This is a genomic window from Chitinophaga sp. 10T418 (assembly GCF_056394125.1).
On sequence record NZ_JBFTHG010000004.1, the window covers coordinates 697,614 to 719,029 of the forward strand.

Annotated in this window: 24 protein-coding genes; 8 read left to right on the forward strand and 16 right to left on the reverse strand. The window is 45.1% G+C overall.

The annotated features are described in order from the left end of the window. Positions 1-18: 18 nt before the first annotated feature. The 8 genes from AC1DCV_RS15100 to AC1DCV_RS15135 form a co-directional block, all read right to left on the reverse strand. Positions 19-1,092, reverse strand: a complete 1,074-nt coding sequence (locus tag AC1DCV_RS15100) for a cbb3-type cytochrome c oxidase N-terminal domain-containing protein (protein WP_477023905.1) — start codon at positions 1,090-1,092, stop codon at positions 19-21. A 10-nt stretch (positions 1,093-1,102) separates the two neighbouring features. Continuing rightward, complete coding sequence (locus tag AC1DCV_RS15105; protein ID WP_477023906.1) at positions 1,103-1,282, reverse strand: CcoQ/FixQ family Cbb3-type cytochrome c oxidase assembly chaperone; 180 nt, start codon at positions 1,280-1,282, stop codon at positions 1,103-1,105. A 10-nt stretch (positions 1,283-1,292) separates the two neighbouring features. After that, on the reverse strand, positions 1,293-3,437 hold the full coding sequence (gene ccoN, locus AC1DCV_RS15110) for a cytochrome-c oxidase, cbb3-type subunit I (protein ID WP_477023907.1): 2,145 nt from the start codon (positions 3,435-3,437) through the stop codon (positions 1,293-1,295). Between the two features lie 30 nt (positions 3,438-3,467). After that, positions 3,468-3,626, reverse strand: coding sequence for a cbb3-type cytochrome oxidase assembly protein CcoS (ccoS, locus tag AC1DCV_RS15115; protein ID WP_477023908.1), 159 nt, complete (start codon positions 3,624-3,626; stop codon positions 3,468-3,470). Positions 3,627-3,634: 8 nt separating this feature from the next. Then, positions 3,635-3,925 (reverse strand): cupin domain-containing protein, encoded by a 291-nt coding sequence (locus tag AC1DCV_RS15120; protein ID WP_331958334.1) that lies wholly within the window; start codon positions 3,923-3,925, stop codon positions 3,635-3,637. A gap of 197 nt (positions 3,926-4,122) precedes the next feature. Further along, positions 4,123-6,561 (reverse strand): heavy metal translocating P-type ATPase, encoded by a 2,439-nt coding sequence (locus tag AC1DCV_RS15125; protein WP_477023909.1) that lies wholly within the window; start codon positions 6,559-6,561, stop codon positions 4,123-4,125. Beyond that, positions 6,561-6,830 carry a hypothetical protein gene (locus AC1DCV_RS15130; protein ID WP_477023910.1) on the reverse strand — a complete coding sequence of 90 codons (270 nt, stop codon included), beginning with the start codon at positions 6,828-6,830 and terminating at the stop codon, positions 6,561-6,563. The genes AC1DCV_RS15125 and AC1DCV_RS15130 overlap by 1 nt, the downstream gene beginning before the upstream one ends. 136 nt (positions 6,831-6,966) lie before the next feature. Then, the gene (locus AC1DCV_RS15135) at positions 6,967-7,677 is read right to left on the reverse strand and encodes a Crp/Fnr family transcriptional regulator (RefSeq protein ID WP_477023911.1); all 711 of its coding nucleotides are present in this window, start codon (positions 7,675-7,677) and stop codon (positions 6,967-6,969) included. Between the two features lie 54 nt (positions 7,678-7,731). On the opposite strand from AC1DCV_RS15135, the gene AC1DCV_RS15140 reads away from it, so the two are divergent. The 7 genes from AC1DCV_RS15140 to AC1DCV_RS15170 all read left to right on the forward strand — a co-directional run bounded on the left by AC1DCV_RS15140 (position 7,732) and on the right by AC1DCV_RS15170 (position 13,558). Then, complete coding sequence (locus tag AC1DCV_RS15140; RefSeq protein ID WP_477023912.1) at positions 7,732-8,325, forward strand: pseudouridine synthase; 594 nt, start codon at positions 7,732-7,734, stop codon at positions 8,323-8,325. A gap of 130 nt (positions 8,326-8,455) precedes the next feature. Continuing rightward, positions 8,456-9,331 (forward strand): YicC/YloC family endoribonuclease, encoded by an 876-nt coding sequence (locus AC1DCV_RS15145; protein WP_477023913.1) that lies wholly within the window; start codon positions 8,456-8,458, stop codon positions 9,329-9,331. 15 nt (positions 9,332-9,346) lie between these two features. Further along, on the forward strand, positions 9,347-9,835 hold the full coding sequence (locus AC1DCV_RS15150; RefSeq protein ID WP_477023914.1) for a gliding motility lipoprotein GldH: 489 nt from the start codon (positions 9,347-9,349) through the stop codon (positions 9,833-9,835). Continuing rightward, a complete protein-coding gene (locus tag AC1DCV_RS15155) occupies positions 9,832-10,851 on the forward strand; it encodes a sensor histidine kinase (RefSeq protein WP_477023915.1) in 1,020 nt (339 codons plus the stop codon). Before AC1DCV_RS15150 ends, AC1DCV_RS15155 begins: the two co-directional genes overlap by 4 nt. 63 nt (positions 10,852-10,914) lie before the next feature. Beyond that, positions 10,915-11,625 carry a response regulator transcription factor gene (locus AC1DCV_RS15160; RefSeq protein WP_291915691.1) on the forward strand — a complete coding sequence of 237 codons (711 nt, stop codon included), beginning with the start codon at positions 10,915-10,917 and terminating at the stop codon, positions 11,623-11,625. Between the two features lie 251 nt (positions 11,626-11,876). After that, positions 11,877-12,686 (forward strand): sensor histidine kinase, encoded by an 810-nt coding sequence (locus AC1DCV_RS15165; protein ID WP_477023916.1) that lies wholly within the window; start codon positions 11,877-11,879, stop codon positions 12,684-12,686. A gap of 125 nt (positions 12,687-12,811) precedes the next feature. After that, positions 12,812-13,558, forward strand: a complete 747-nt coding sequence (locus AC1DCV_RS15170) for a LytR/AlgR family response regulator transcription factor (RefSeq protein ID WP_477023917.1) — start codon at positions 12,812-12,814, stop codon at positions 13,556-13,558. A 3-nt stretch (positions 13,559-13,561) separates the two neighbouring features. Here AC1DCV_RS15170 and AC1DCV_RS15175 read toward each other — a convergent pair whose 3' ends face one another. The 3 genes from AC1DCV_RS15175 to AC1DCV_RS15185 all read right to left on the reverse strand — a co-directional run bounded on the left by AC1DCV_RS15175 (position 13,562) and on the right by AC1DCV_RS15185 (position 17,169). Further along, positions 13,562-14,344 carry a tetratricopeptide repeat protein gene (locus AC1DCV_RS15175; RefSeq protein ID WP_477023918.1) on the reverse strand — a complete coding sequence of 261 codons (783 nt, stop codon included), beginning with the start codon at positions 14,342-14,344 and terminating at the stop codon, positions 13,562-13,564. A gap of 20 nt (positions 14,345-14,364) precedes the next feature. Next, a complete protein-coding gene (locus AC1DCV_RS15180; protein ID WP_477023919.1) occupies positions 14,365-16,311 on the reverse strand; it encodes a BatD family protein in 1,947 nt (648 codons plus the stop codon). Positions 16,312-16,467: 156 nt separating this feature from the next. Beyond that, positions 16,468-17,169 carry an SDR family oxidoreductase gene (locus AC1DCV_RS15185; protein WP_477023920.1) on the reverse strand — a complete coding sequence of 234 codons (702 nt, stop codon included), beginning with the start codon at positions 17,167-17,169 and terminating at the stop codon, positions 16,468-16,470. 95 nt (positions 17,170-17,264) lie between these two features. On the opposite strand from AC1DCV_RS15185, the gene AC1DCV_RS15190 reads away from it, so the two are divergent. Continuing rightward, entirely contained in the window at positions 17,265-17,960 is a 696-nt protein-coding gene (locus AC1DCV_RS15190) for a YjjG family noncanonical pyrimidine nucleotidase (RefSeq protein WP_477023921.1), read from the forward strand. A 109-nt stretch (positions 17,961-18,069) separates the two neighbouring features. Here AC1DCV_RS15190 and AC1DCV_RS15195 read toward each other — a convergent pair whose 3' ends face one another. The 5 genes from AC1DCV_RS15195 to AC1DCV_RS15215 form a co-directional block, all read right to left on the reverse strand. Beyond that, positions 18,070-18,294, reverse strand: coding sequence for a hypothetical protein (locus tag AC1DCV_RS15195; protein WP_477023922.1), 225 nt, complete (start codon positions 18,292-18,294; stop codon positions 18,070-18,072). Between the two features lie 27 nt (positions 18,295-18,321). Continuing rightward, a complete protein-coding gene (locus AC1DCV_RS15200; protein WP_441578287.1) occupies positions 18,322-18,975 on the reverse strand; it encodes a phosphatidylserine decarboxylase family protein in 654 nt (217 codons plus the stop codon). 87 nt (positions 18,976-19,062) lie between these two features. Further along, positions 19,063-19,947: a phosphatidate cytidylyltransferase gene (locus tag AC1DCV_RS15205; protein ID WP_477023923.1), complete on the reverse strand. Its 885-nt coding sequence runs from the start codon at positions 19,945-19,947 to the stop codon at positions 19,063-19,065. A 117-nt stretch (positions 19,948-20,064) separates the two neighbouring features. Beyond that, on the reverse strand, positions 20,065-20,313 hold the full coding sequence (locus AC1DCV_RS15210) for a putative signal transducing protein (RefSeq protein WP_477023924.1): 249 nt from the start codon (positions 20,311-20,313) through the stop codon (positions 20,065-20,067). Positions 20,314-20,340: 27 nt separating this feature from the next. Continuing rightward, complete coding sequence (locus AC1DCV_RS15215; protein WP_477023925.1) at positions 20,341-21,291, reverse strand: CPBP family glutamic-type intramembrane protease; 951 nt, start codon at positions 21,289-21,291, stop codon at positions 20,341-20,343. Between the last annotated feature and the right edge of the window lie 125 nt (positions 21,292-21,416).

Genomic DNA, 21,416 nt, shown 5'->3' on the forward strand with positions numbered 1-21,416 from the left:
TATGCCTGTACTATTGGTTTACTCCTTCGTTCCCTGTGCTTCCTTGGCATTAGGTGGGTTGCTGCCATGTATAGACTTAATAAAGCTGGCCAGCTGCGCCAGTTGTTTTGGAGAGAAGTCTTCCTGCCATGCTTTCATCCCTTTATCGGCCACGCCATATTTAATGGTTTTAAAAACCTCATTTATTTTACCGCCATGCAGCCAGTAATCGTCTGTAAGATTAGGCCCTACCACCCCTTGTCCCTGTGGCCCATGACAGGGCGCACAATTAGAGATGAACATCTTCTGACCGGCAGCTATGTCATTAGGATCAGCGAGCAGGGTGACGTTGTTTTCATCAATATTGCTGGCGGCTTTTTTGAGGTATTCCTGTTTGGCAACAGCTGCTTTTTCTTCTGCAGCGGCCAGTTCTTCCAGCTGGCCTGGCGCTGAATGTGATATTTCTGTTCGCCAGAAGTACACGATCCCAAAACATACCGTGAAAATGAAACCCCATTTCCACCAGGGAGGTGTAGGGTTGTTTAATTCATGAATACCATCAAAATCGTGGCCCATGTCTTCATCAGCTTCTGCTACAGCATCCACGGTTTTGGTATTGTTTATTTTCTCCAACCAGGATACCTGCGGTTTTCCCGGTACCGGTACTTTAGCTGGCTTACGCTTGCGTTTAATACCTGCCAGGAAGCGTAACACAAATAACAGGCTGATGATGACCAACAGTTCCACGATGATCACAGATACCAGCAGGTAAAAGGACGTTTGTGATAAATGAGTGAAGTAAGGAGAAGAAGCCGATGCAGGATCTGCTGACATGGCAAATGAGGATTGACTCATGAGTGTCAGTGAGACAATACCTATGGTGACCAGGGCTTTGCCGGCATCTTTTTTCATCTTCTCTCTGAAAATATCCATAGCGCCTAGTACGACATTGCCAAGAAGAATAATGGCCAGCAGCAGCCCACCAATTACTACGAGCAACAGTAAGGCAACCGGATCATATAATTCTGACGGAGCATTGGCGCCGCTATCGGCGATAGCCGGCATGCTACATAATAAACTGCCGCTGAGTAGCTGTATAAACCGTTTATTCATACGTTTTCTTTTACAGGAGATTAGTCTCATCATTATCTAAAGGAATACGGCTGATCTGATCCACCATTTTTTTATCTGCTTTAAAAGCCCATAACGAAGCGCCTATGAAGAAGGTAAAGAGCAACAGCAGTGATGCCATCGGATAAACGCTGATGCCGGCTATGGATTCCAGGTAATTAATGAACTTCATGATGTGTGATTTAAAATGCTTGTTTATCGGCTACAGGCGCCGGTTTAGGTGCAGACTTAATATCTTTCCCCATGCGTTGCAGGTAAGCTATCAATGCAATGATTTCACGATCTGCTTTAATGGGCAGCTTATCTTTTTGCAGAGATGCCGCAATTTCCTGTGCCTGTTTTTCGAGATCAGCGTTTGCCTGTTTTTCATAGCCCGCCACATAAGGTACTCCCAGCTTGCGCATCACATTGACCATGGCCGGTGTTTTGCTTTTATCTACCCGTTCCTCAAATAACCACGGATAAGCAGGCATAATAGATCCCGGCGACATAGAGGTTGGATCCAGCATGTGATTGAAGTGCCAGGAATCAGGATACTTGCCGCCGATACGCGCCAGATCCGGACCGGTACGTTTGGAGCCCCACTGGAAAGGATGATCATATACAAACTCACCAGCTTTGGAGTATTCACCGTAGCGCGCTACTTCATCGCGGAAAGGACGTATCATTTGTGAGTGACAGTTATAACAACCTTCTCTTAAATAGATATCACGACCATGTAGTTCCAGTGGTGTATATGGTTTTACACTGCTGATAGTAGGGATGTTACTGCGTATCAGGAAGGTAGGCATCATTTCCAGCAAGCCACCTATGGATACCACTACCAGGCTGAATACCACCAGCTGTAAAGGACGGCGTTCTATCCAGTTATGCCAGTGAGCTTTGCCATGGGTAGCAATAACTTTAGGTAATGGTGCCGCTTCCGCTGCTTCGTTGGCAATGAAGGAACCGCGGCGGATGGTTTTGGAAAGGTTCACAATCATTAACACCAGCCCACTGATATATAGCATACCTCCTATTGCGCGCAGAGCATACATGGGCACTATGGTGGTAACTGTTTCCATGAACTGATACTTCAGTTGTCCCTCTTCCGTAAACTGTTTCCACATCATGCTTTGTGTAAAGGCTGCCCAGTAAAGCGGAATTACATAAAAGATGATGCCCAGTGTACCGATCCAGAAGTGGGTGTTGGCCCATTTGCGGGAATATAGTTGTGTATCAAAGAGGCGCGGAATGAGCCAGTAGAGAATTCCGAAAGTCAGGAAACCATTCCACCCCAGTGCGCCCACATGTACGTGTGCAATGGTCCAGTCTGTATAGTGACTGATGGCATTTACGTTTTTCAATGATAACATCGGACCTTCAAAAGTGGCCATACCATAGCAGGTAAGTGCTACCACAAAGAACTTAAGGATAGCATCTTCTCGCACCCGGTCCCATGCACCGCGTAGTGTTAGTAAACCATTTAACATACCTCCCCAGGAAGGAGCAATGAGCATAATGCTGAAGGCGGTTCCCAGCGACTGTGCCCACTCAGGCAGGGCAGTGTACAACAGGTGATGCGGGCCCGCCCAGATGTAAATAAAGATCAGTGACCAGAAGTGAATAATAGACCAGCGGTAGGAATATACCGGTCTGTTGGCCGCTTTAGGTACAAAGTAATACATCAGTCCGAGGTACGGAGTGGTCAGAAAAAAGGCTACTGCATTATGTCCATACCACCACTGTACCAGTGCATCCTGCACGCCCGCATACCAGCTGTAACTTTTGAACAGGGATAATGGGAACTCGAAGGAGTTAATAATATGTAACATGGCAATCGCTACCCAGGTACCAATGTAAAACCAGATGGCCACGTATAAATGAGATTCGCGTCTGCGTAAAATGGTGCCCAGCATATTGGCACCAAATACTACCCAGATAAGGGTAATGGCGATATCGAAAGGCCATTCCAGCTCTGCATATTCTTTACCGGTAGTATAGCCGAGGAATAAGGTGAGGGCGCCGCCAGCGATGATGGCCTGCCATCCCCAAAAATGTATTTTACTTAACAGGTCACTGAACATACGTGCTTTACATAACCGTTGCAGCGAATAGTACACACCCATGAATATACCGTTACCCACAAAGGCAAAGATCACAGCATTGGTATGCACGGGTCTTAATCTGCCAAAGGTGATGGGGGCAAATCCCATGTTAAGGCCAGGGATCACCAGTTCCAGCGCAGCCCAGAGACCGGCCAGCATGCCTATCAGCCCCCAGAACATACAAGCGTAGGCAAACCATTTTACCGTGCGGTTGTCGTAATAAAATTTTTCGAGTGACATAGTGGTATTTAAAGGTGTTGATGAATGCGTTTATTCGTTTACGTTATCATGTTTATCCTCAAACAGGATGCGGTGTGCCGGGGAGAAATCATCTTCGAACTGCCCGTTTTTTACAGACCAGATGAAGGCTGCCAGGAAACCCAGTGCTACCAGTAAACTGGCTCCGAGTAATATGATGATAACGCCCATGGATGTAGTTATTTAATGAGAATAAATCGTGCTGTTTCCAATGCCTGTAAAGCATGTATCTCGTTGGCAGGAAAGGAAAATACGTCGCCGGTTTCCAGTATGGTCACCTCTTCGTTCAGCATAAATGCGATCCTTCCTTCGAGTATAAGTATCATCGCATTTGCCGGCGATGTATGCGGTGGAATCTGGTGCCCTTGCTGCATAATAAGCAGTGTGGCATCAAAGCGTTTAGTTTTCAGAATAGCACAGCTCTTCACTCTTTCATTTCCTGCTACCTGCATTACGTTCATACCTTTCATTTGCTGTTTGTTGTGATGTAATACAATGCTGCATTTCCGGCATGCCTCACCCGCTGCGTGTAAACAGTCACTTTTTTTGCGACTGCTTACACACCCATTTCATGCGAGTTTCAAATGAGGTTTGCTTAGATTATACTATGTATGTTTCGTGTGATAGCAAAGGTAGCCTCCTGGTGCGGCCACTACTATGACTTTACTCAATCAGGAATATGATTTTTATCAGTCATTTGCTGTAATCCTTTATTGTAAAGCTTTTTCCCCTGCCACTCACTACATGCGTAAGTGATCAGTATAATACTGATGGAACTTGCAGGCATTAGAATAGCAGCTACCAGCGGTGATAAAATTCCTTGCACAGCGAAGTATAAACCAGTGATATTATACAGGAGCGACAACGCAAAACTCACAAGGATAATTCGTTTGTTGGCTTTACATAACTGTATGAAATTGAATAGTAAAGGAAGTTGTTCCGCCGCCATAATACCATCGCTGGCAGGTGTAAAATTGTTACTGTCTTCTGTGAGGGAAATGCCGATGTCACTTTGTTTTAATGCACCTGCATCATTTAATCCATCACCAATCATCATTACCTTTTTTCCTTGTTGTTGAAGGGAGATGACGTAAGCGAGTTTATCTGCCGGCTGTTGTTCAAAAAGCAAGGTGGCATTGTCGCCCATGAGTTTGCGTAGCTGAGTGGCGGTATGGTTGTTGTCTCCGGAAAGTACAGACAAGGGGTAATGTGTTTGCAATAATTGCATTAATTGCCATAACCCGTTGCGATAGGTGTTTCGGATCGTAAACAGTCCGGCAGGTTTTTCATTGACAGATACGTATACAATGCTACCCTCCTGTTCGTTTTTTTTATGCGCCCCGATGAAGTCAGCGTTGCCTAAACGGATAAAAGATCCATTTACCCAACCACATACGCCTTTTCCTGTAAAGTGTTGAAAATCATGTATGTGTTTTGTATTTGGGGTGCCGCAGTATTGTACAATGGCCTTGCTGAGTGGATGAGTTGACTGTGCAGCCAGTGTTGCAATCATCACTTCCTGCTCTGGTGTTAACCGGGTGCCATAGTATATAACAGAGCTTCCGGTTTTGCCTGTCAGTGTACCTGTTTTATCAAAGATAATATGTGTGGTGGCCGCCATATTTTCAATAGCCTGTGCATTACGAAGATAAAGCCGCTGCCGGCTGAGGATACGTAATATATGTCCGTTGGTAAACGAAGATGCCAGTAGTAATGCACAGGGGCAGGCAATAATCAGGATGGCTGTAACGGCAGGCCATATACGTGTTGGTTMCTGAATAGCCCAGAAACCTGCTGTGATGGCGGCAATCAATAGTACTACCCATGTAAAATACCGGCTTAGCAAATGCACAAAGGAGACTTGCCTGGTGGCTTTATTTTTGAGTTCATCCCTGTTCCATAAACTGGTCAGGTAACTTTGTGCCACTTCTTTAATGGTCAGTATTTCCAGGTTGCCCTCCAGTTGCCGCCCCCCGGCATAAATAATTTCTCCGGTAGATTTGCTCACAGGGGCGGATTCTCCCGTTACGAAGCTGTAATCTATCAGTGCTTTACCTCTTACAATAATGCCATCTGCCGGCACCAGCTCATTATTATGAATGAGGATGGTATCGCCGGTTTTAAGTTCCGGCAGCGTGGTGGGAATTTCTTTCTCCTCTTTAATAACGCTGACGGCAATAGGAAAATAAGCAGTATAGTCCCGGTCAAAGGAAAGCCCCTGGTAGGTTTTATCCTGCAGCACTCTGCCTATCAGCATAAAGAAAACAATGCCTGTCATAGAATCGAAGTAGCCCGCATGTCCCTGCCATACTTCCACGAGGCTACGCGCAAACGTAACAAAGACGGCCAGTACAATAGGAACGTCTATATTCAGAAATCCATGCTTTAAGCCGCTCCAGGCTGATTTATAAAAGGCCTGCGCACTATAGAAGAGAACTGGCAATGCCAGTACCAGGTTCATATACCGGAACAGGCGGTTAAAACTTTCTTCCAGTCCGCCTGCGCCGGCAAAGTAATCCGGGAAACTAAGCAGCATGATATTGCCGAAACAAAACCCGGCTACGCCCAGTTGATACACCAGCTTACGATTGGTCCCGGGTTTTTTATGTTGCAGATCCTGCAAACTGATATACGGTTCATATCCGATAGCCGTCAATATTTCCGCTACCCTTCTTAATGATGTTTGTGGATGAGAAAAGATGATGAGTACTTCTTTTTTACTAAAGTTAACGGTTACACGTTGTATGCCATTTTCCAGCTTGTGCAGATTTTCCAGCAACCATAAACAGGAGCTACAATGGATTTGGGGAATGTAGAAGTTTACATGCGTTTGTGTTTCATCTTTGTAGAGATATAACTGTTGCGCAATTTTTTCATCGTCCAGAAAAGCGAACTTGTCTCCGCGCACAGCAATACGTTGATTAATACCAGGTTTGTTGTTAAGGTCATAATATTCACAGAGATCGTACTGGTTTAATATTTCATAAACCATTTTGCAGCCCTGGCAGCAGAAAATTTTTTCCTGCAGCGTAATGTCTTTATCAGTACAGTCTTCCCCACAATGGAAGCAGGTAATTTGTGTATTGGTGTGCGAAGTAACAGCCATTAGTCAATAATTACGTTATTAATATCGTATTGGGTGATCACTATGGTATGGCCTGGAATGGCTGCGGGGTAAAGGTGCATTTTACCAAACAGTAATGGCTGCAAATCGGCAGTAGCAGGGAGGTTTCGGTCTTCTTGTCTTTCCTGGTTAAAATAAGTCATTACCTGTTCTGCCAGGTGGTGAACAGGGAAATGGAATTTGTTGGCAATAACATTGCACAGATTTCCGGGTGTTTGTTCATGGAAATTGATGATGGAATAAGCGAACATGAAGCGGACGTTTTATATTGCTACAAAAGTACCGGTAGCCGTAACGGGGGGCAATGATATGCGTCAAGGGAAAGTATGACATTTGTCACTTTAGCTGTTAGCCGTTAACTTTTAGGGGGTGGATGTGAGGAGTAGGTTAGTCCTGCAGGTTGGCGGTCCTGATAATTTCGGGCAAGTCGAGCAGGCGGATTTTTTTGCCTTCCAGTTCTATCATGCCGTCTTTCTTAAATTCAGAAAGCAGGCGTATGGCAGATTCGGTGGCGGTACCAACGAGGTTGGCGATTTCATCGCGAGACAGACGTACGCTGAGGGTATGGCCGTCTTCTTCGAGGCCATAGGTTTCTTTGATGAAGAGTAAAGTTTCTGCGAGTCGTTCTCTTACCGGCTTTTGGGCCAGATGAGTGATTTTCAGTTCTGCCTTGCGCAGCTCACTTGATAAGATACGCATCATTTCAAACGAAAGGGAGGCATCTTTCTGGAGAATGCTGAGAAACAAGTCTTTAGGGATGAAGCAGATGGAGGAGTCTTCCAGCGCGGTAGCTGTGGCGGTATATCTTTCGTTACTGAGCAATGCTTTGTAACCCATGATATCGCCGGCTTTAATGAGGCGTACGATTTGCTCGCGGCCGTCATCGCCACTGTGAGATAGTTTTATCTTGCCGTCATTGATACAATATACGCCGAACGGGTAAGCGCCTTCGTGGAAGATCACCTGTCCCTTTTTGTATATGGAGCACACCTTTGCCTCTGAAATTTGTTCCAGATTGCACTGTTCCGCTTTGCAGAATATTGAAGAGAAACGATCCTTACAGTGATGACACGAAGGATTGTGGAACGATGTAGCCATAATCAATTTGCAAAAGTACTAATTTACGGCTCCTTAACCAAAGCAAAAGTATTCGTGGCGCTTTATTATTATATTATTTATAAACCATATGAGGTTTTGACGCGCTTTACTCCGGAAGGCAATAAAGCTTGTTTGGCAGATTATTTCAAAGTGCCGTCAGACGTATACCCGGTGGGCCGGCTGGATTACGACAGCGAGGGCTTGCTTATTCTCACAAACGACAAGGCGTTGAATCAGCGATTGTTGTTGCCGCAGCATGCACATGAAAGAGAGTATTGGGTACAGGTAGATGGGGCTGTTACGCCGGAAGCAGTGCAACAGTTACAGGCAGGTGTGCAGATCAACGTAGATGGTAAGCTATACCGGACCAAACGCTGTATGGCAGAGATATTCCAGGAAGAGCCACTATTGCCGCCCCGTAACCCTCCTATTCGTTTTCGCAAAAGCATCCCTGCACCCTGGATCAGGATGGTGCTGGGCGAAGGAAAGAACCGCCAGGTAAGACGCATGACTGCCGTTGTTGGATTTCCTACGTTGAGGCTTGTCCGTTATCGCATCGAAGATATTACCATTGCTGGCATGCAGCCCGGAGAAATGGTGCAGCTAAGCCGGGAAGAGATTTATAGTAGGTTGAAGCTGAAAGCATAAAGCCCAAAGCAAAAAGCCACCGGAGCGATACTTAAAAAGATTTCGCTTTATATTCGCTCCGGTGGCTTTTTGCTTTGGGCTTTATGCTTTCAGCTTTTTTAACTAGGTTTGTCACCTACAAATTTCTATTATGCTGAAATCAATGACCGGCTTCGGAAGGGCAGAAAGCACAAGAGGCGAAACTAGTATCGTAGTGGAGATCAAATCGCTGAATGGTAAGCAGTTTGAAGTGAATCTGAAGTTTTCTCCTTTGTTAAGACCCTATGAGTTCGACATCCGCGCCCTTATGCAACAAACATTGCAGCGGGGGACACTGGATGCAACTATTAATATCCGTCAGAATGGGGCTACCCGACCGGTTGTGATTAATACAGACCTTGCAAAATATTATTACCAGTCTATCACCATGCTGGCAAACCAGCTGGAACTGCCTCAGGGCGATATGCTCAACGTACTGATGAAATTACCGGAAGTGGTAAGTCCTGCTACCGAGCAAATGACAGACGAAGAGTGGAAAGACGTGGAAGATACCCTGCGCCAGGCATTAACCGATCTGGATACCCATCGTTTAGATGAAGGACAGATGCTGGAAGCTGACCTGCAACAACGTATAGAAAACATTGACGCCTCTATGCAGAAGGTGAAAGAACTGGATCCGCTGCGTAAAGATCGTATCCGTCAACGCCTGGAAGGATTGCTGGCTGAACATGTAGGTAAAGAAAATGTAGACAGTAACCGACTGGAACAGGAGCTCATCTTCTATCTGGAAAAACTGGATATCTCAGAAGAACTGTCCCGACTGGAGAATCATCTGCGTTATTTCATGGAAATATTGAAAGATACTGATTCTGCCAAAGGAAAGAAACTGGGTTTTGTGTTACAGGAAATTGGTCGCGAAATAAATACAACCGGCTCCAAAGCCAATGATGCCGGTATACAGCAATGGGTAGTGTTGATGAAGGATGAACTGGAAAAAGCCAAAGAACAAGTTTTAAACGTTTTATAGTAAGGCGAATACCGTATGAACAGACTTTTCCTGGCAACAGCAGGCTTGTTATTGTTGGCTGCAGCCTGCAAGCCGCCTAAAATGGACACTTACGAGAAGAACCTGGAAATCCCGGGGCATGAGTGGACGTATGATTATAAACCGTCTTTTGAAGTAAAAATACAACCGGAAGACACGGCGTATCTGTATAACATTTATGTAAACATCAGGCATACAGATGCTTACCCTTACAGCAATATATGGCTGGTGGTAGGAACGCAGACTCCCGGCGACAGTACCGTCAAAGAACAGCGGGTGGAATTACCACTCGCTGAAACATCAGGCAAGTGGGCAGGTTCCGGTCTGGATGATATTTATGAACACCGCGTATTCATTCAACAGCGCGCGATCCTTAATAAGCCAGGGATCTATAAGTTTACCTTTGAACAAAATATGCGGCAAAATCCGCTACCCCATGTGATGAATGTTGGCTTGCGGATTGAGAAAGCCGGTACGAGGCAATGATGACAAAAATTTTCAATAAAATGCAGGAGGGCAAATCCGTTTCCCTCGTCTATTTTTTAGTACTGGCATACACAATAGCAGCCCTGGTGTGGTGGGGCATTCTCCTGTTCAGACAAAGTGAACAGATCAGCGGCTTTGAACGGCAAAATCTCTATTTACGTGTAGACAGTCTTGCTCAACCGATCGCTCATCAGCTGGAATTGCAACGCATTAACAAGGAAGAGCATATGCGCTCTTTCAAATACCTTGGCGAAGGCCTCATTTTTTTAGGTATCATTTTACTCGGCGCACTCTTTGTATACAGGGCAGTATGGAAATATATGAAGCTCAGCAGACAGCAACAGAATTTTATGATGGCCGTCACGCACGAATTGAAATCACCTATTGCAGCCGCCAAATTAAACCTCGAAACCATCCGCAAACACCGGCTGGACGAGGAAAAACAACTGAAGCTTATCAATAATACCATTCGTGAAACCAATCGCCTGGACCAGCTATGTAACAACATCCTGCTGGCAGCGCAACTTGAAACACACAAATATCAACTGTATAAAGAACCGCTCGATTTTTCAGCATTGGTGGCAGGTAGCATCAAAGATCTGGATGGCCGCATAGGCACCCATCAGATAGAAGCTGATATTTTACCTGATATATGGCTGGATGGTGATAAACTAACCCTACAGATTATACTCAGCAACCTGGTGGAAAATGCCGCCAAATATGCACCCAAGAACACCGTTATCATTGTAAAACTCTTTGAAAGCGATGACCAGCTGAAGTTACAGGTAATTGATGAAGGACCGGGGATACCGGAAGAAGAAAAAAGAAGAATCTTCCTGAAATTTTATCGCGTTGGTAATGAAAATACCCGCAAGGCGAAAGGCTCTGGCCTCGGCTTGTTCCTTACCGCAAAGATTGTGGAACAGCACGGCGGCGAGATAGAAGTAAAGGATAACTTACCTGTAGGTAGCTGCTTTGAAATAACCTTGCCTGAATATTCCGTGCAAACGGCGTAAATTAGATGACGGATTGATGAATACCGGAGAATCCGGATTCGATGTAAAATCAAACAATAACACATGAAGGAAGCGACAAAGGCATCAATACTACTGGTGGAGGACGAAGAAAATCTCCAGGAAGCGCTGAAGCTGAACCTGGAGCTGGAAGGATACGAGGTTACCGCAGTAGACAACGGCACTGCTGCGCTAAAAGCAGTAAAAAACGAATATTTCGATCTCATTATACTGGACATCATGTTGCCCGAAATGGATGGTATCGCGGTATGCGAAAACATCCGTATTCAGAACAATGAAATACCTATCCTGTTTTTGAGTGCCAAAAACAGCAGCGCAGACCGTGTGCTCGGACTCAAGAAAGGCGGCGATGACTACATGACCAAGCCGTTTAACCTGGAAGAACTGTTGCTACGGGTGGAGAAACTTATCGTAAAAAACAAGAAGATCCAGGACAAAGACAGCGTGCCCAATGTATACCGCTTCGGAGACAATATGATCGATTTCGCTGCACAGGAATGCGTAGGCAAAGATGGTAAGCATTATGAGCTGAGTAAGAAAGAAGCCATGTTGCTCAAATTACTCATCGAAAACAAAGGCGAAGTAGTTACCCGCGAAAAAATACTGCAGGTGGTGTGGGGATATAACGTATACCCTACTACCCGTACCATCGACAACTTTATACTCAACTTCCGGAAGTACTTCGAAGAAGACAGCCGCAACTCCCGCTATTTCCACTCTGTCAGAGGTGTAGGATATAAATTCACCGAAGCATAGAAATAGCTTTTGGCCATTAGCTGTTAGCTATTAGGCAATGCAGCGCATGTTCAACATATCGTGATCTTCGCTGCATTGCCTAATAGCTAACAGCTAATGGCTAAAAGCTGTCTCGCCACTTTTCACCTTATTCTCCCCGGTTTCCGTTAAAATTCAACCTCGTAGTAAATCCCACTTTCTTAAGGTGATTAATTAGCCGATATTTATTCCGCTTATATGAGAAGAAGATCATCTTCCTGTAAACCTAATATGTGGCACATTATTACACAGAAATAGTCTTTGCTGCGGAGTGGCCGTTCTGGCTGTTTTTTTTGTTAAGTCTCGTTACCCTAATAGTATTTTTTACCCTGCGTGAAAGAAAAATCAGGAGAGCCTCAGCGAAAGAAATAACCAAACACCATACACAGATAAACCTGGAGCTACATGCTTTCCAGGCGCAAATGGACCCTCATTTTATCTTCAATAGCCTCAACGCTATTCACCACTATATTCTTACGACCAGTACAGATATGGCTTCGCTGTATCTTACCCGCTTCTCCCGTTTAATGCGCCTCATGATAGGCAACTTCAACAAAGAATGGATTTCCCTGCAGGATGAACTGGATGCACTTGAACTATATATACAGCTGGAACAACTGCGGTTTGACGAACAGTTCAACTACCAGCTGAATGTGTTGCCTGAAGTAAACAAGCAGTTTACCCTGATTCCTCCTCTGATCATTCAGCCATACGTGCAGTATGCCATCTGGCACCGGATCCTTCTCCGACCCGAGAAAACAGGCGGAGAGCTGTTGATCACCATCCGTAAAGAAAAAGACCGGCTTCTTATTCAACTGGAAGATAATGGAATCCTGATCACCGAATTGCTGGATAGTACCGGCGAACGGCAGGCCTCAGGAATAGATATCGCTTCAGAAAGATTGTATATGATGAGCGAGAAATACCATATGCAAGCCAGCATCAAGGCATTGCAGGTATACGATGAAAAACTGTTGCCAACTGGCAACCGCTTAATTATCAGTATGCAGCATGTAGGCAACCGGCAATCCCTGGCGGGCTGAGTCTTTAATTGGAAATATGCCATTAATTGTTTAATTTCTACATGGATTTTTCGAATCAATGACCATATTTAGCAAGATCTCACTGCAAATCTGTAATACCCGGACTTTTAATACAATCTGATCAAATGCGTACCATTATTGTGGACGACGAGAAACATAGTCGGGATGCGCTGCTAATAATGTTGGAGAGGTATTGCCCGCAAGTTACTGTTCAGGCCGTTTGTAGTAATGGTGCTGACGCCATCACTGCTATTAATGAATTACAGCCCCAATTAATTTTCCTGGATGTGGAAATGCCCGGCATGGATGGTTTCGAGGTACTGGAAGCCTGTCATCATCACGATTTTGTTGTCATTTTCATCACAGCCTACGATCAGTATGCCCTGCAGGCCATTCACCACAGCGCATTGGACTACCTGCTTAAGCCCATTGATATTCAGGAATTGAAAGATGCGGTAGAAAAAGCCGGCACCCAAACCCGCGCAGATAGTACCGACAAGGTAGATAACCTGCTGCTATTTCTGCAACAGCATATGTACCAGGACGAAAGACTGGCACTGCCTACTATGGAAGGTTTACGCATGGTAGCCGCTAAAAATATTATCTATTGTAAATCTGCCGGTATCCAGACAAAGCTGCATTTACAGGAACCCGAAAAGCCGGTAATGGTATGCCGCACTCTCCTCGAAATGGAAGAATGGCTCTCTGATAAAGGCTTCTTCCGGGTACACAACAGCTTCCTGATCAACCTGTCATTTATGGACAAATATATTAAGGGAGATGGAGGCGAAATAATTATGTGTGATGGGTATAGCGTTCCGGTAGCGCGTGAAAAGAAACATGATTTCCTCCTGCGTATAGAACGGTTATAGTGTTTATAACCGCTTGATGTAAGCACAACTGATCCATCCGTTTTTACCGTCTGCCAGTTCTATTTTGCAGTAGTCCGCCGTGGCATCTGTGATATGTACTTTCATACCCTCTCCTACTTCAAATGCATCGCGGCTGTTTTCATCGGGAGAGGATTTTGCTTTGATATTGCTGTTCATCACAATACCGGATTCGTGGTTGTTGGACGAGAGATAGGTGTCGATGGCCATGAGCAGGTAAAGTAAGCATAATGCGCCCAACACATAACTACCCCAGCGGAGGAACTTATTTCTCCATCCGGGAAGAAAAGTATTGAGCATAATGCCCGTAATCAGCAACCAGAATAACACTACAGTACCTATTGCCCATCCATTGGCTTTATGAAGATGTTGTAACTGTAGCCACCACTGCTGAAAAAACACCAACGGTAATTCTTCCACAAAGCCATTTACTTTTTGATTGGCAATTGCCAGGTTATGCTTTACAGCAGGATCGTTGGGCGATAGCTGTAATGCTTTTTCGTAACTATATATAGCCTGTCCGGTTTTACCTGCTTTATACCAGGCATTACCAGCATTGAAATAGAGTTCTTTTTGAGCATGACCTTCGTCCAGCAGTTGCTGATAAGTCCTGGCAGCTTCAGTATACTTGCTCTGGTTGAAAAGAAGGTTAGCCTGCTCAAAGCGTTGTTGCTGGTTGTTTTGAGGAACCTGCGCCTGGCTAACGATTGCTGTCAGCAGCCATGCTATTGCAAAAAAGACCGGTTTAATATTTCTGTAGTTCAGCATTTTCGCCTTTCGTTAAATAGTTAGTTCTTCAACGCTTCTTCCAGGTTACTGATAATGCCAACAGCCTTTTCATAAGTGCCCTGCATTTTACGGTCATCCTGACCAGGTGCATACAGTGCTACTTCACAGTTGTCTATCAGGTTAAACAGTTCGTGGGTATTGCTGCCGTTGATACTGCGGGCGCTCAATTTATCCTGCACGAGTTGTTTGCTCAGATCAGCCATTGGTATTTTCAGTTTCACACTGAGGTATCCCCATACAGCGCGGGAAGTTTCTTCATAAAATGCTTTATCCTTTCCTTCTTTCAGGTAGCGGGCGGCCAGCTCCAGTCTTTTCAGTGCTACCTTATTGGCATAACGGTGCTTCAGGATAGCTGCATTGGTAGTATTATAGTCTTTTCTGCGTTTGTAGAAAATGATACCTGCAGCAATCAGCAATGGCAATAACAAGAGAATATAGAACCAGGGGCTGAGAATAAACCAGCTGTGACTCCTTGTCCAGTCGAGGATACCGGTATTATTTTTCACCAGGTCATTTTTGCCGGTGCCATAATCCTGTTTATCCTGTTTAATATGTTTGCCCTGGTCAATGTGTACATTGAAAGGTTGAGAGCGCAGTGTTTTAAAGCTGTTGGCAGCCGGATCAAAGTAAGAGAATTCAACGGCCGGAATGGTATGATCTCCGGCTTCCTGCGGCATCAGTACATACTCGAAAGTACGGCTGCCGGAGAGCGGGTTGCTGTTCTTTTCTATGTCATCGGTTACCTTGGGGTCGTACCTGTCAAACCCGGTAGGGGTTTCTATTTTAGGAGAGTTGAGCAGGTTTACGTTACCCTGTCCGCTGATGGTTACCTTTAGGGTGAGGGCATCATCGGTGGTCAGTTTATTTTTATCTACTACGGCCGTCATGTTGAATTTACCTACGGCGCCATTATAGCTGATAGGTCGTTCATCAACAGGAACGGGTTTTACATTGATCTTAATCGGGTTGCTTTGTATTTTGTACGGAACATCCTGGTATTCAACTTCGGGCCGGTTAAAGAAGTCATCGAAGAAGGGATCTTTAAAGGCTGGGTCATTGAAGAAATCTTCAAACGGATCTTTGGCGCGGCCACCACCTCGTTTGTTACTGACCATTTTCACCAGGCGTACCTGGTTGTCTACTTCCACAGGATCCAACTCCAGTGCGCCTGATTGCAGGGGGAACAGGAGTGTTTTGCGGATGGTAAATACTTTATAGGGGATACCATTGACCCTTTCTTCCGTAGCCTGTGGAGGATTGGGTAGCTCAATATCTTTAGCGGAAAAGCCTTTGAAAGCCGGTACTTTGGTAACACTTGAATTAGTTGGGAGGCGTGTATAAAGTTTATACGTGGCCGTTAGTTGTTCACCTTCGTATAGGTTGGTTTTATCCACATCTACTTTCAGGAAAATATTCTTCTTCAGTTTTTCATTGATGTCTTCTCCCTTTTTCAGGAAGCCTTCTGGCAGGTCTTCCCCGCCACGGTGGGGCTGGGAGCCGGCTGAAGCCTGGGGCACCTGCTGTTGCGGTTGTTGCTGCTGTTGGGCATTGCCTTTTCTTACCTCAATTAAAACCGGATTTGATTTAACCACGTTTCCATTGACGCGGGCTTGTGCGCCGGCAATGGTGAAGCTGCCTACATGCTTGGGTTGCAGCAGGTAGCTCAGTGCAATGTATTCAGAGCGCTTGCCATTGAAGATAGATTGCCCCTGCATTTGCGAGGGCCCCTGCAATACTTCAAAGTCTTTGAAACTGGGTGGTGTAAAGCTGGCAACATTCACCCCGTTTTCCAGCATAAACTGAATCTGGAACGGTTCATCCTGCGTCACAGTGTTATTGCTCACAGTGGTAGTAAAGCGGAACTCCTGAGCGGAGGCGCAGGCTACCAGTCCTAAACAAAACAAAATGGAGTAAATACACTTCCTTATGCAATATCTGTACATCATAATTATGTCAACAAATTTAACCAAAGCCGCACCGGAAGCGCTGTAAGGCCCCGTTAAAAGTTAGTTAAAACATTTTAATATGTTCTTATTTAGTTATTTGGATAATTTGTGTTGAAACAAATCTCCCAATAACAATCTCCCAAAATAATAAATGCTTTAAATATCTCCCAGCATGGGTCTAAGCAAAATTTCTTCAATAACGGTTTGTTTGGCCATGGTCCAGGCAGACCATATCACGCTGGCAATATCTTCGGGGGGCATCATTCTGTCTGGGGCCGCTTCAAAGCCTTCCCATGAAGCTGTCAAGGTAGGTCCCGGACTCACGGCGGTTACCCGGATATTGTGGGGTATCAGTTCTTTCCGCAGGTTTTTGGTAAAACCGAGCAGGGCATATTTGGTGATGCTGTAGGAGCCTCCATTAGGATAAGCCCCATAACTGGCAGTAGAACACATATTGAAAATATGGCCTTTACGGTCGGCGATCATAGCGGGTAATAGGGCCCTGGTGAGATGATAAGCACTGTATACGTTTACGGACATCAACTTTTCCAGCAGGCCATCTGCTTCTTCATGGAGACTACCAGGCACAAAGATCCCGGCGTTATTCACCAGTATGTCTACACGGGAGAAGGTGGATTTGATTTTCTCTCCAAAAGCCAGCACCTGTAATTTATCTTCCATATCTACCACCTCCGCCAATACGGTTACTGCCGGATTTTTTTGCTGAATATCAGCTTTGGCGGTTGCCAGGGTATCTGCATTTCTTGCACAAATCGCTACATTAAAGCCTTCCAGCGCCAGTTTTTCCGCAATAGCCTTTCCAATGCCTTTGCTGGCGCCCGTAATTACTGCATTCATAGTTTCGTTGATTAGTGCAGTAAAATAACGAATTTACTTTTAACAGACAGGGGTGCTTCCATCATGCCCGAGGTATTTTGTACCTTTGCGCAGTCATGAAATACAAACATCTTTTCTTTGACCTGGACCATACACTCTGGGACTTTGAAACAAATGAACAGGAAACCTTGCTGGAGCTGTACAACAGCCATGGTTTGGAAAGTAGAGGAATACCATCTTTTGAGGCGTTTTCCGTTTCTTATGTGGATCACAATGAACGCTTGTGGGATCGCTTTCGCAGAGGATTCATTACCCGCCGCGAATTGCGCGACAAACGCTTCCGCCTTACGCTGGTTGATTTCAAGATAGGAGATGAAAAACTGACGCAAAAGATCAGTGAGGAATTCCTGCAAATCCTCCCTTACAAAAAAGCATTATTTCCCGAAGCAAAGGAAACGCTGGAATACCTGGCAGCAAAGGAGTATCCAATGCACATGATCACCAATGGGTTTGAAGAAACACAGCTGCTGAAAATGAAAAATTCCGGTATTGACCAATTCTTTACGCATATTGTTACCTCTGAATTAGCGGGCAGCTTAAAGCCTTACCGCGAAATTTTTGACTTTGCCATCAGCAGAGCTGGTACCAGTGCTACAGAAAGTGTAATGATCGGAGATGCGATGGAGCTGGATATTAAGGGGGCTCACGGTGTGGGTATGGACCAGGTATACTTTAATCCTGGCAAACCACCGGTCGATTTTCAGCCTACTTATGTTATCAGCCATCTGCGGGAGCTGAGAGAAATATTATAAATAGCTGAAAGCATAAAGGATAAAGCAAAAAGCCATTGAGGCGAATGACTTAAGCGGGTATTAACCTTTCGCTCAGATCATTCGCCTCAATGGCTTTTTGCTTTATCCTTTATGCTTTCGGTTTATTTTTAGTGGCTGCAGCCATTCTCAGGCTGGCGGTTTTAGACGGTTGCTGGCAGCAGCTTTTACCTTTTGCAGTGGTTTTACAGGTGGCAGCAGAACAGTTCTTTTTAGTGGACTTGTCTGCGGTTTTGCTGTTTGTTTTTTCCTGGGCAAATACAACACCTGCCAGTAACAGGAGGGCTGCAGCGCCGGTAAAAGCTTTCTTTATCATAAAAATGCCATTTAGCTATTAAAGATACTAGATTTTAGCTATAACAGATACACCGCCCTGCACTACTTCTTCCAGTTTTACCGCTACTTCGGTGCCAATGGGGAGGTAGAGATCTACACGGGAGCCGAACTTAATAAAGCCCATTTCCTCATTCTGTTTTACATCCATTCCTGGTTTCAGGTAGTTCACAATTCTGCGGGCCAGGGCGCCGGCAATTTGTCTTACCAGGATATCCGTTTTACCGTTGCCGATCACCACGGAATGTCTTTCATTTTCAGTAGAGGACTTTGGATGCCAGGCCACCAGGTATTTACCTGCATGGTATTGCGACAGTTTTACCACACCGCTGATAGGATTACGGTTTACATGCACGTTAGCGGGACTCATAAAAATAGACACCTGCAGGCGTTTATCTTTGAAATATTCCGGCTCATATACTTCTTCAATCACCACTACCTTACCATCGCAGGGAGAAACTACCAGCGAATCTCCTGTTGTGTATTGTCTTGCCGGAATCCGGAAGAAGGATACGATGAACAGGAAGAATGCCAGGGATATAAGAGATACTGTCCAGCAAAGGCCGGATGAATTACCGAACCAATAAAATACTGCTCCGTTAATTAACGCCAGTACCAGGAATACAAGGGAAATGGTAGCAAATCCTTCACGATGGATCTTCATTGTTTTTTTATTAAAATGATTGATTTATGTGTTTAATCAAAGTGCGAAGTTAGTTCAATTCAATTTTTTCAGCATACGAAATTATGATTAAGCCATCATAAAGAACTGAACATAGATCCAGGCGAAGGGAGCGGCCAGGAGCAATGAGTCGAAACGGTCCATGAATCCGCCATGGCCGGGCATGATGCGGCCGGAATCTTTTACCCCAGCCATTCTTTTCAGTTTGGACTCTATCAGATCCCCGATAGTGCCGAATATGGCGGCTATGAGCGCCAGGGCTATCCAATGCTGCAGGGCCAGGTATCCGGCTCCCCAGAAATGACCATATATGCCTGCAGTGGCTACTGCCAGGATCATACCGCCAACAGTACCTTCAATGGTTTTTTTAGGAGAAATGGCCGGTGCAAAGGGGGTGCGCCCAATAAGCGATCCCACGATATAGGCCATGGTATCATTTATCCAGATGAAAATGATGAGCAGTAAAGGAATCAGCCATCCCGGGGCAGTACCTACGTCCGAAGGCGTGTAGTGAATATTGATGGCGTTGAGCCTAATATTTATCAGCAGCCCGAATGGAATGATGATATACAGCAGTCCAATGGCCGAGTAGCCTATGTTCTTTAAAGAGAAATCTTTACTCATTAACACTTCTCCCAATGGCATTACCAGCAGGAAAATAACAGCTATCCACCAACCAATAAGGCCAGTGGGGATGTGGGCTATCTGGAAATTATTGCCGGTAAAAGTGAGGAGTATAGCAGCTCCGGCGATGGTGGCTCCCCATTTATGCCAGGCAGGAACACCCGCATAATCAGGATCTATATGCCGGATTAATTTAAAGTACTCCTGCAGGGCGAAACAGCCAATCAGGAAAAAAAGCAGAAAAAATGTATAGTCGGTCCATAGGATACCTCCCAGCATTACTGCCACAAACACAAGCGCAGAGGCAGTGCGGGTGAAAAAAGTCTTCATTATGCTTAAATCTGGTGATTAAATTGCTGCCCGCAAATGTGGATAAAATAACCCGTTGGAGCAAATCCCTGTCAGACACCAATCAAGTGGGTAGACGCCTGACAGGAGTTGATACCCCTACTCAGGATCTACCTGGTTGGGGTCGCCGGTGGGCAGATTGTTGTGATTATGCACCAGACTTTTGGCAGTTTCTTCCTGGGTTTGATGAACATATAGTTCCGCCTGCCCAGGTAAGGTAATGTTATAGGAAGATGACTGCCTGTTCAGTAATACCGCTTCTACACCATTGTCCAGCAGCATTCCTTTCACTATTTCTGCTTCAAATGGCCTGTCACTTGAAAAAATTTTAACCCAGTCTTTTTCCATAATTATAGCTTTAATGTCTTAGTAAGATTACAAATTTTCGTCCATTCCTATTTCGTCTACCCCGTCTTTCTTTTTTTCCTCCACCGGATCAATCATCGACATAGGTGTTGATTTTTTACTTAACGCCCAAAACAGAGCAATGGTTACAGGAATACTCAAAGCTACATAATACCAGGCTACAGGTGTGTCTTTCATCGGATCATCCTTCATCATGCCATGCTGGAAAAGGTATAGCATAACTACCTGTGAGCCATTGTTGAGTATATGTGCCAGGATGCTTAACCAGAGGTTGCCACTGATCACGTAGATGGCTCCCAGTCCAAAGCCCAGCACCACACGGGGCATAAAGCCCAGCATTTCGCCATGAATGGCGCTGAATAGAATAGACGTGATAAATACGCTCAACCATACCTTACGGGTGGCTTTTATGACAAGACGTTGCAGCACACCCCGGAAGAACAACTCCTCCCCGATGGCCGGTATAATGGCTACCAGTACCAGGTTGATAAAGAGGTCCTTCATCGTAGGCATGCGTAACATGACTGCCAGCAGCTTTTCTGCCATGGTCTGCATATCCTTCGCAGATTGGGATATAGGCCAGGTTTCATTCCATTCGCCTAACAGGCCTGCCAATGGTAATACGCCATACATGGCAAACAGGGCAATCACTATCTGGATACCTTTAGGTGCCGGTTTTAAACCAAGATAGGTAGCAGGATAAGGCTGCCACAGATAGGCAAAAAGCGCGGCTGGCACAAAGAATGCCACGATGGTATAAAAGAATTGTGTTATTTTCAGATAGCCGATGAGGTTAGGATCATTAAAGGCACCACTTTGAATGGCCTCCAGGCTTTGTCCGGTCATAGCAGGCGTTATAGTCTGCAACGCTGCAATGTATAATGCAAAGAACCCAAAGAAAAAGCCCAGGAAGGTAACAAACTGTAATAAAGTGGAAGACTGCTTCAGATAACCGGTCATAAGAAAATACTGTATTAAATTTTGCGTAAATTTACAGCGCGAAATCCAGTTTTTGCAGTTACGTATTGATCATTACAGCTGGTTGGCGTTAGCTGTTACTGCAAAGAAATCCTGCTTGTAAAAGA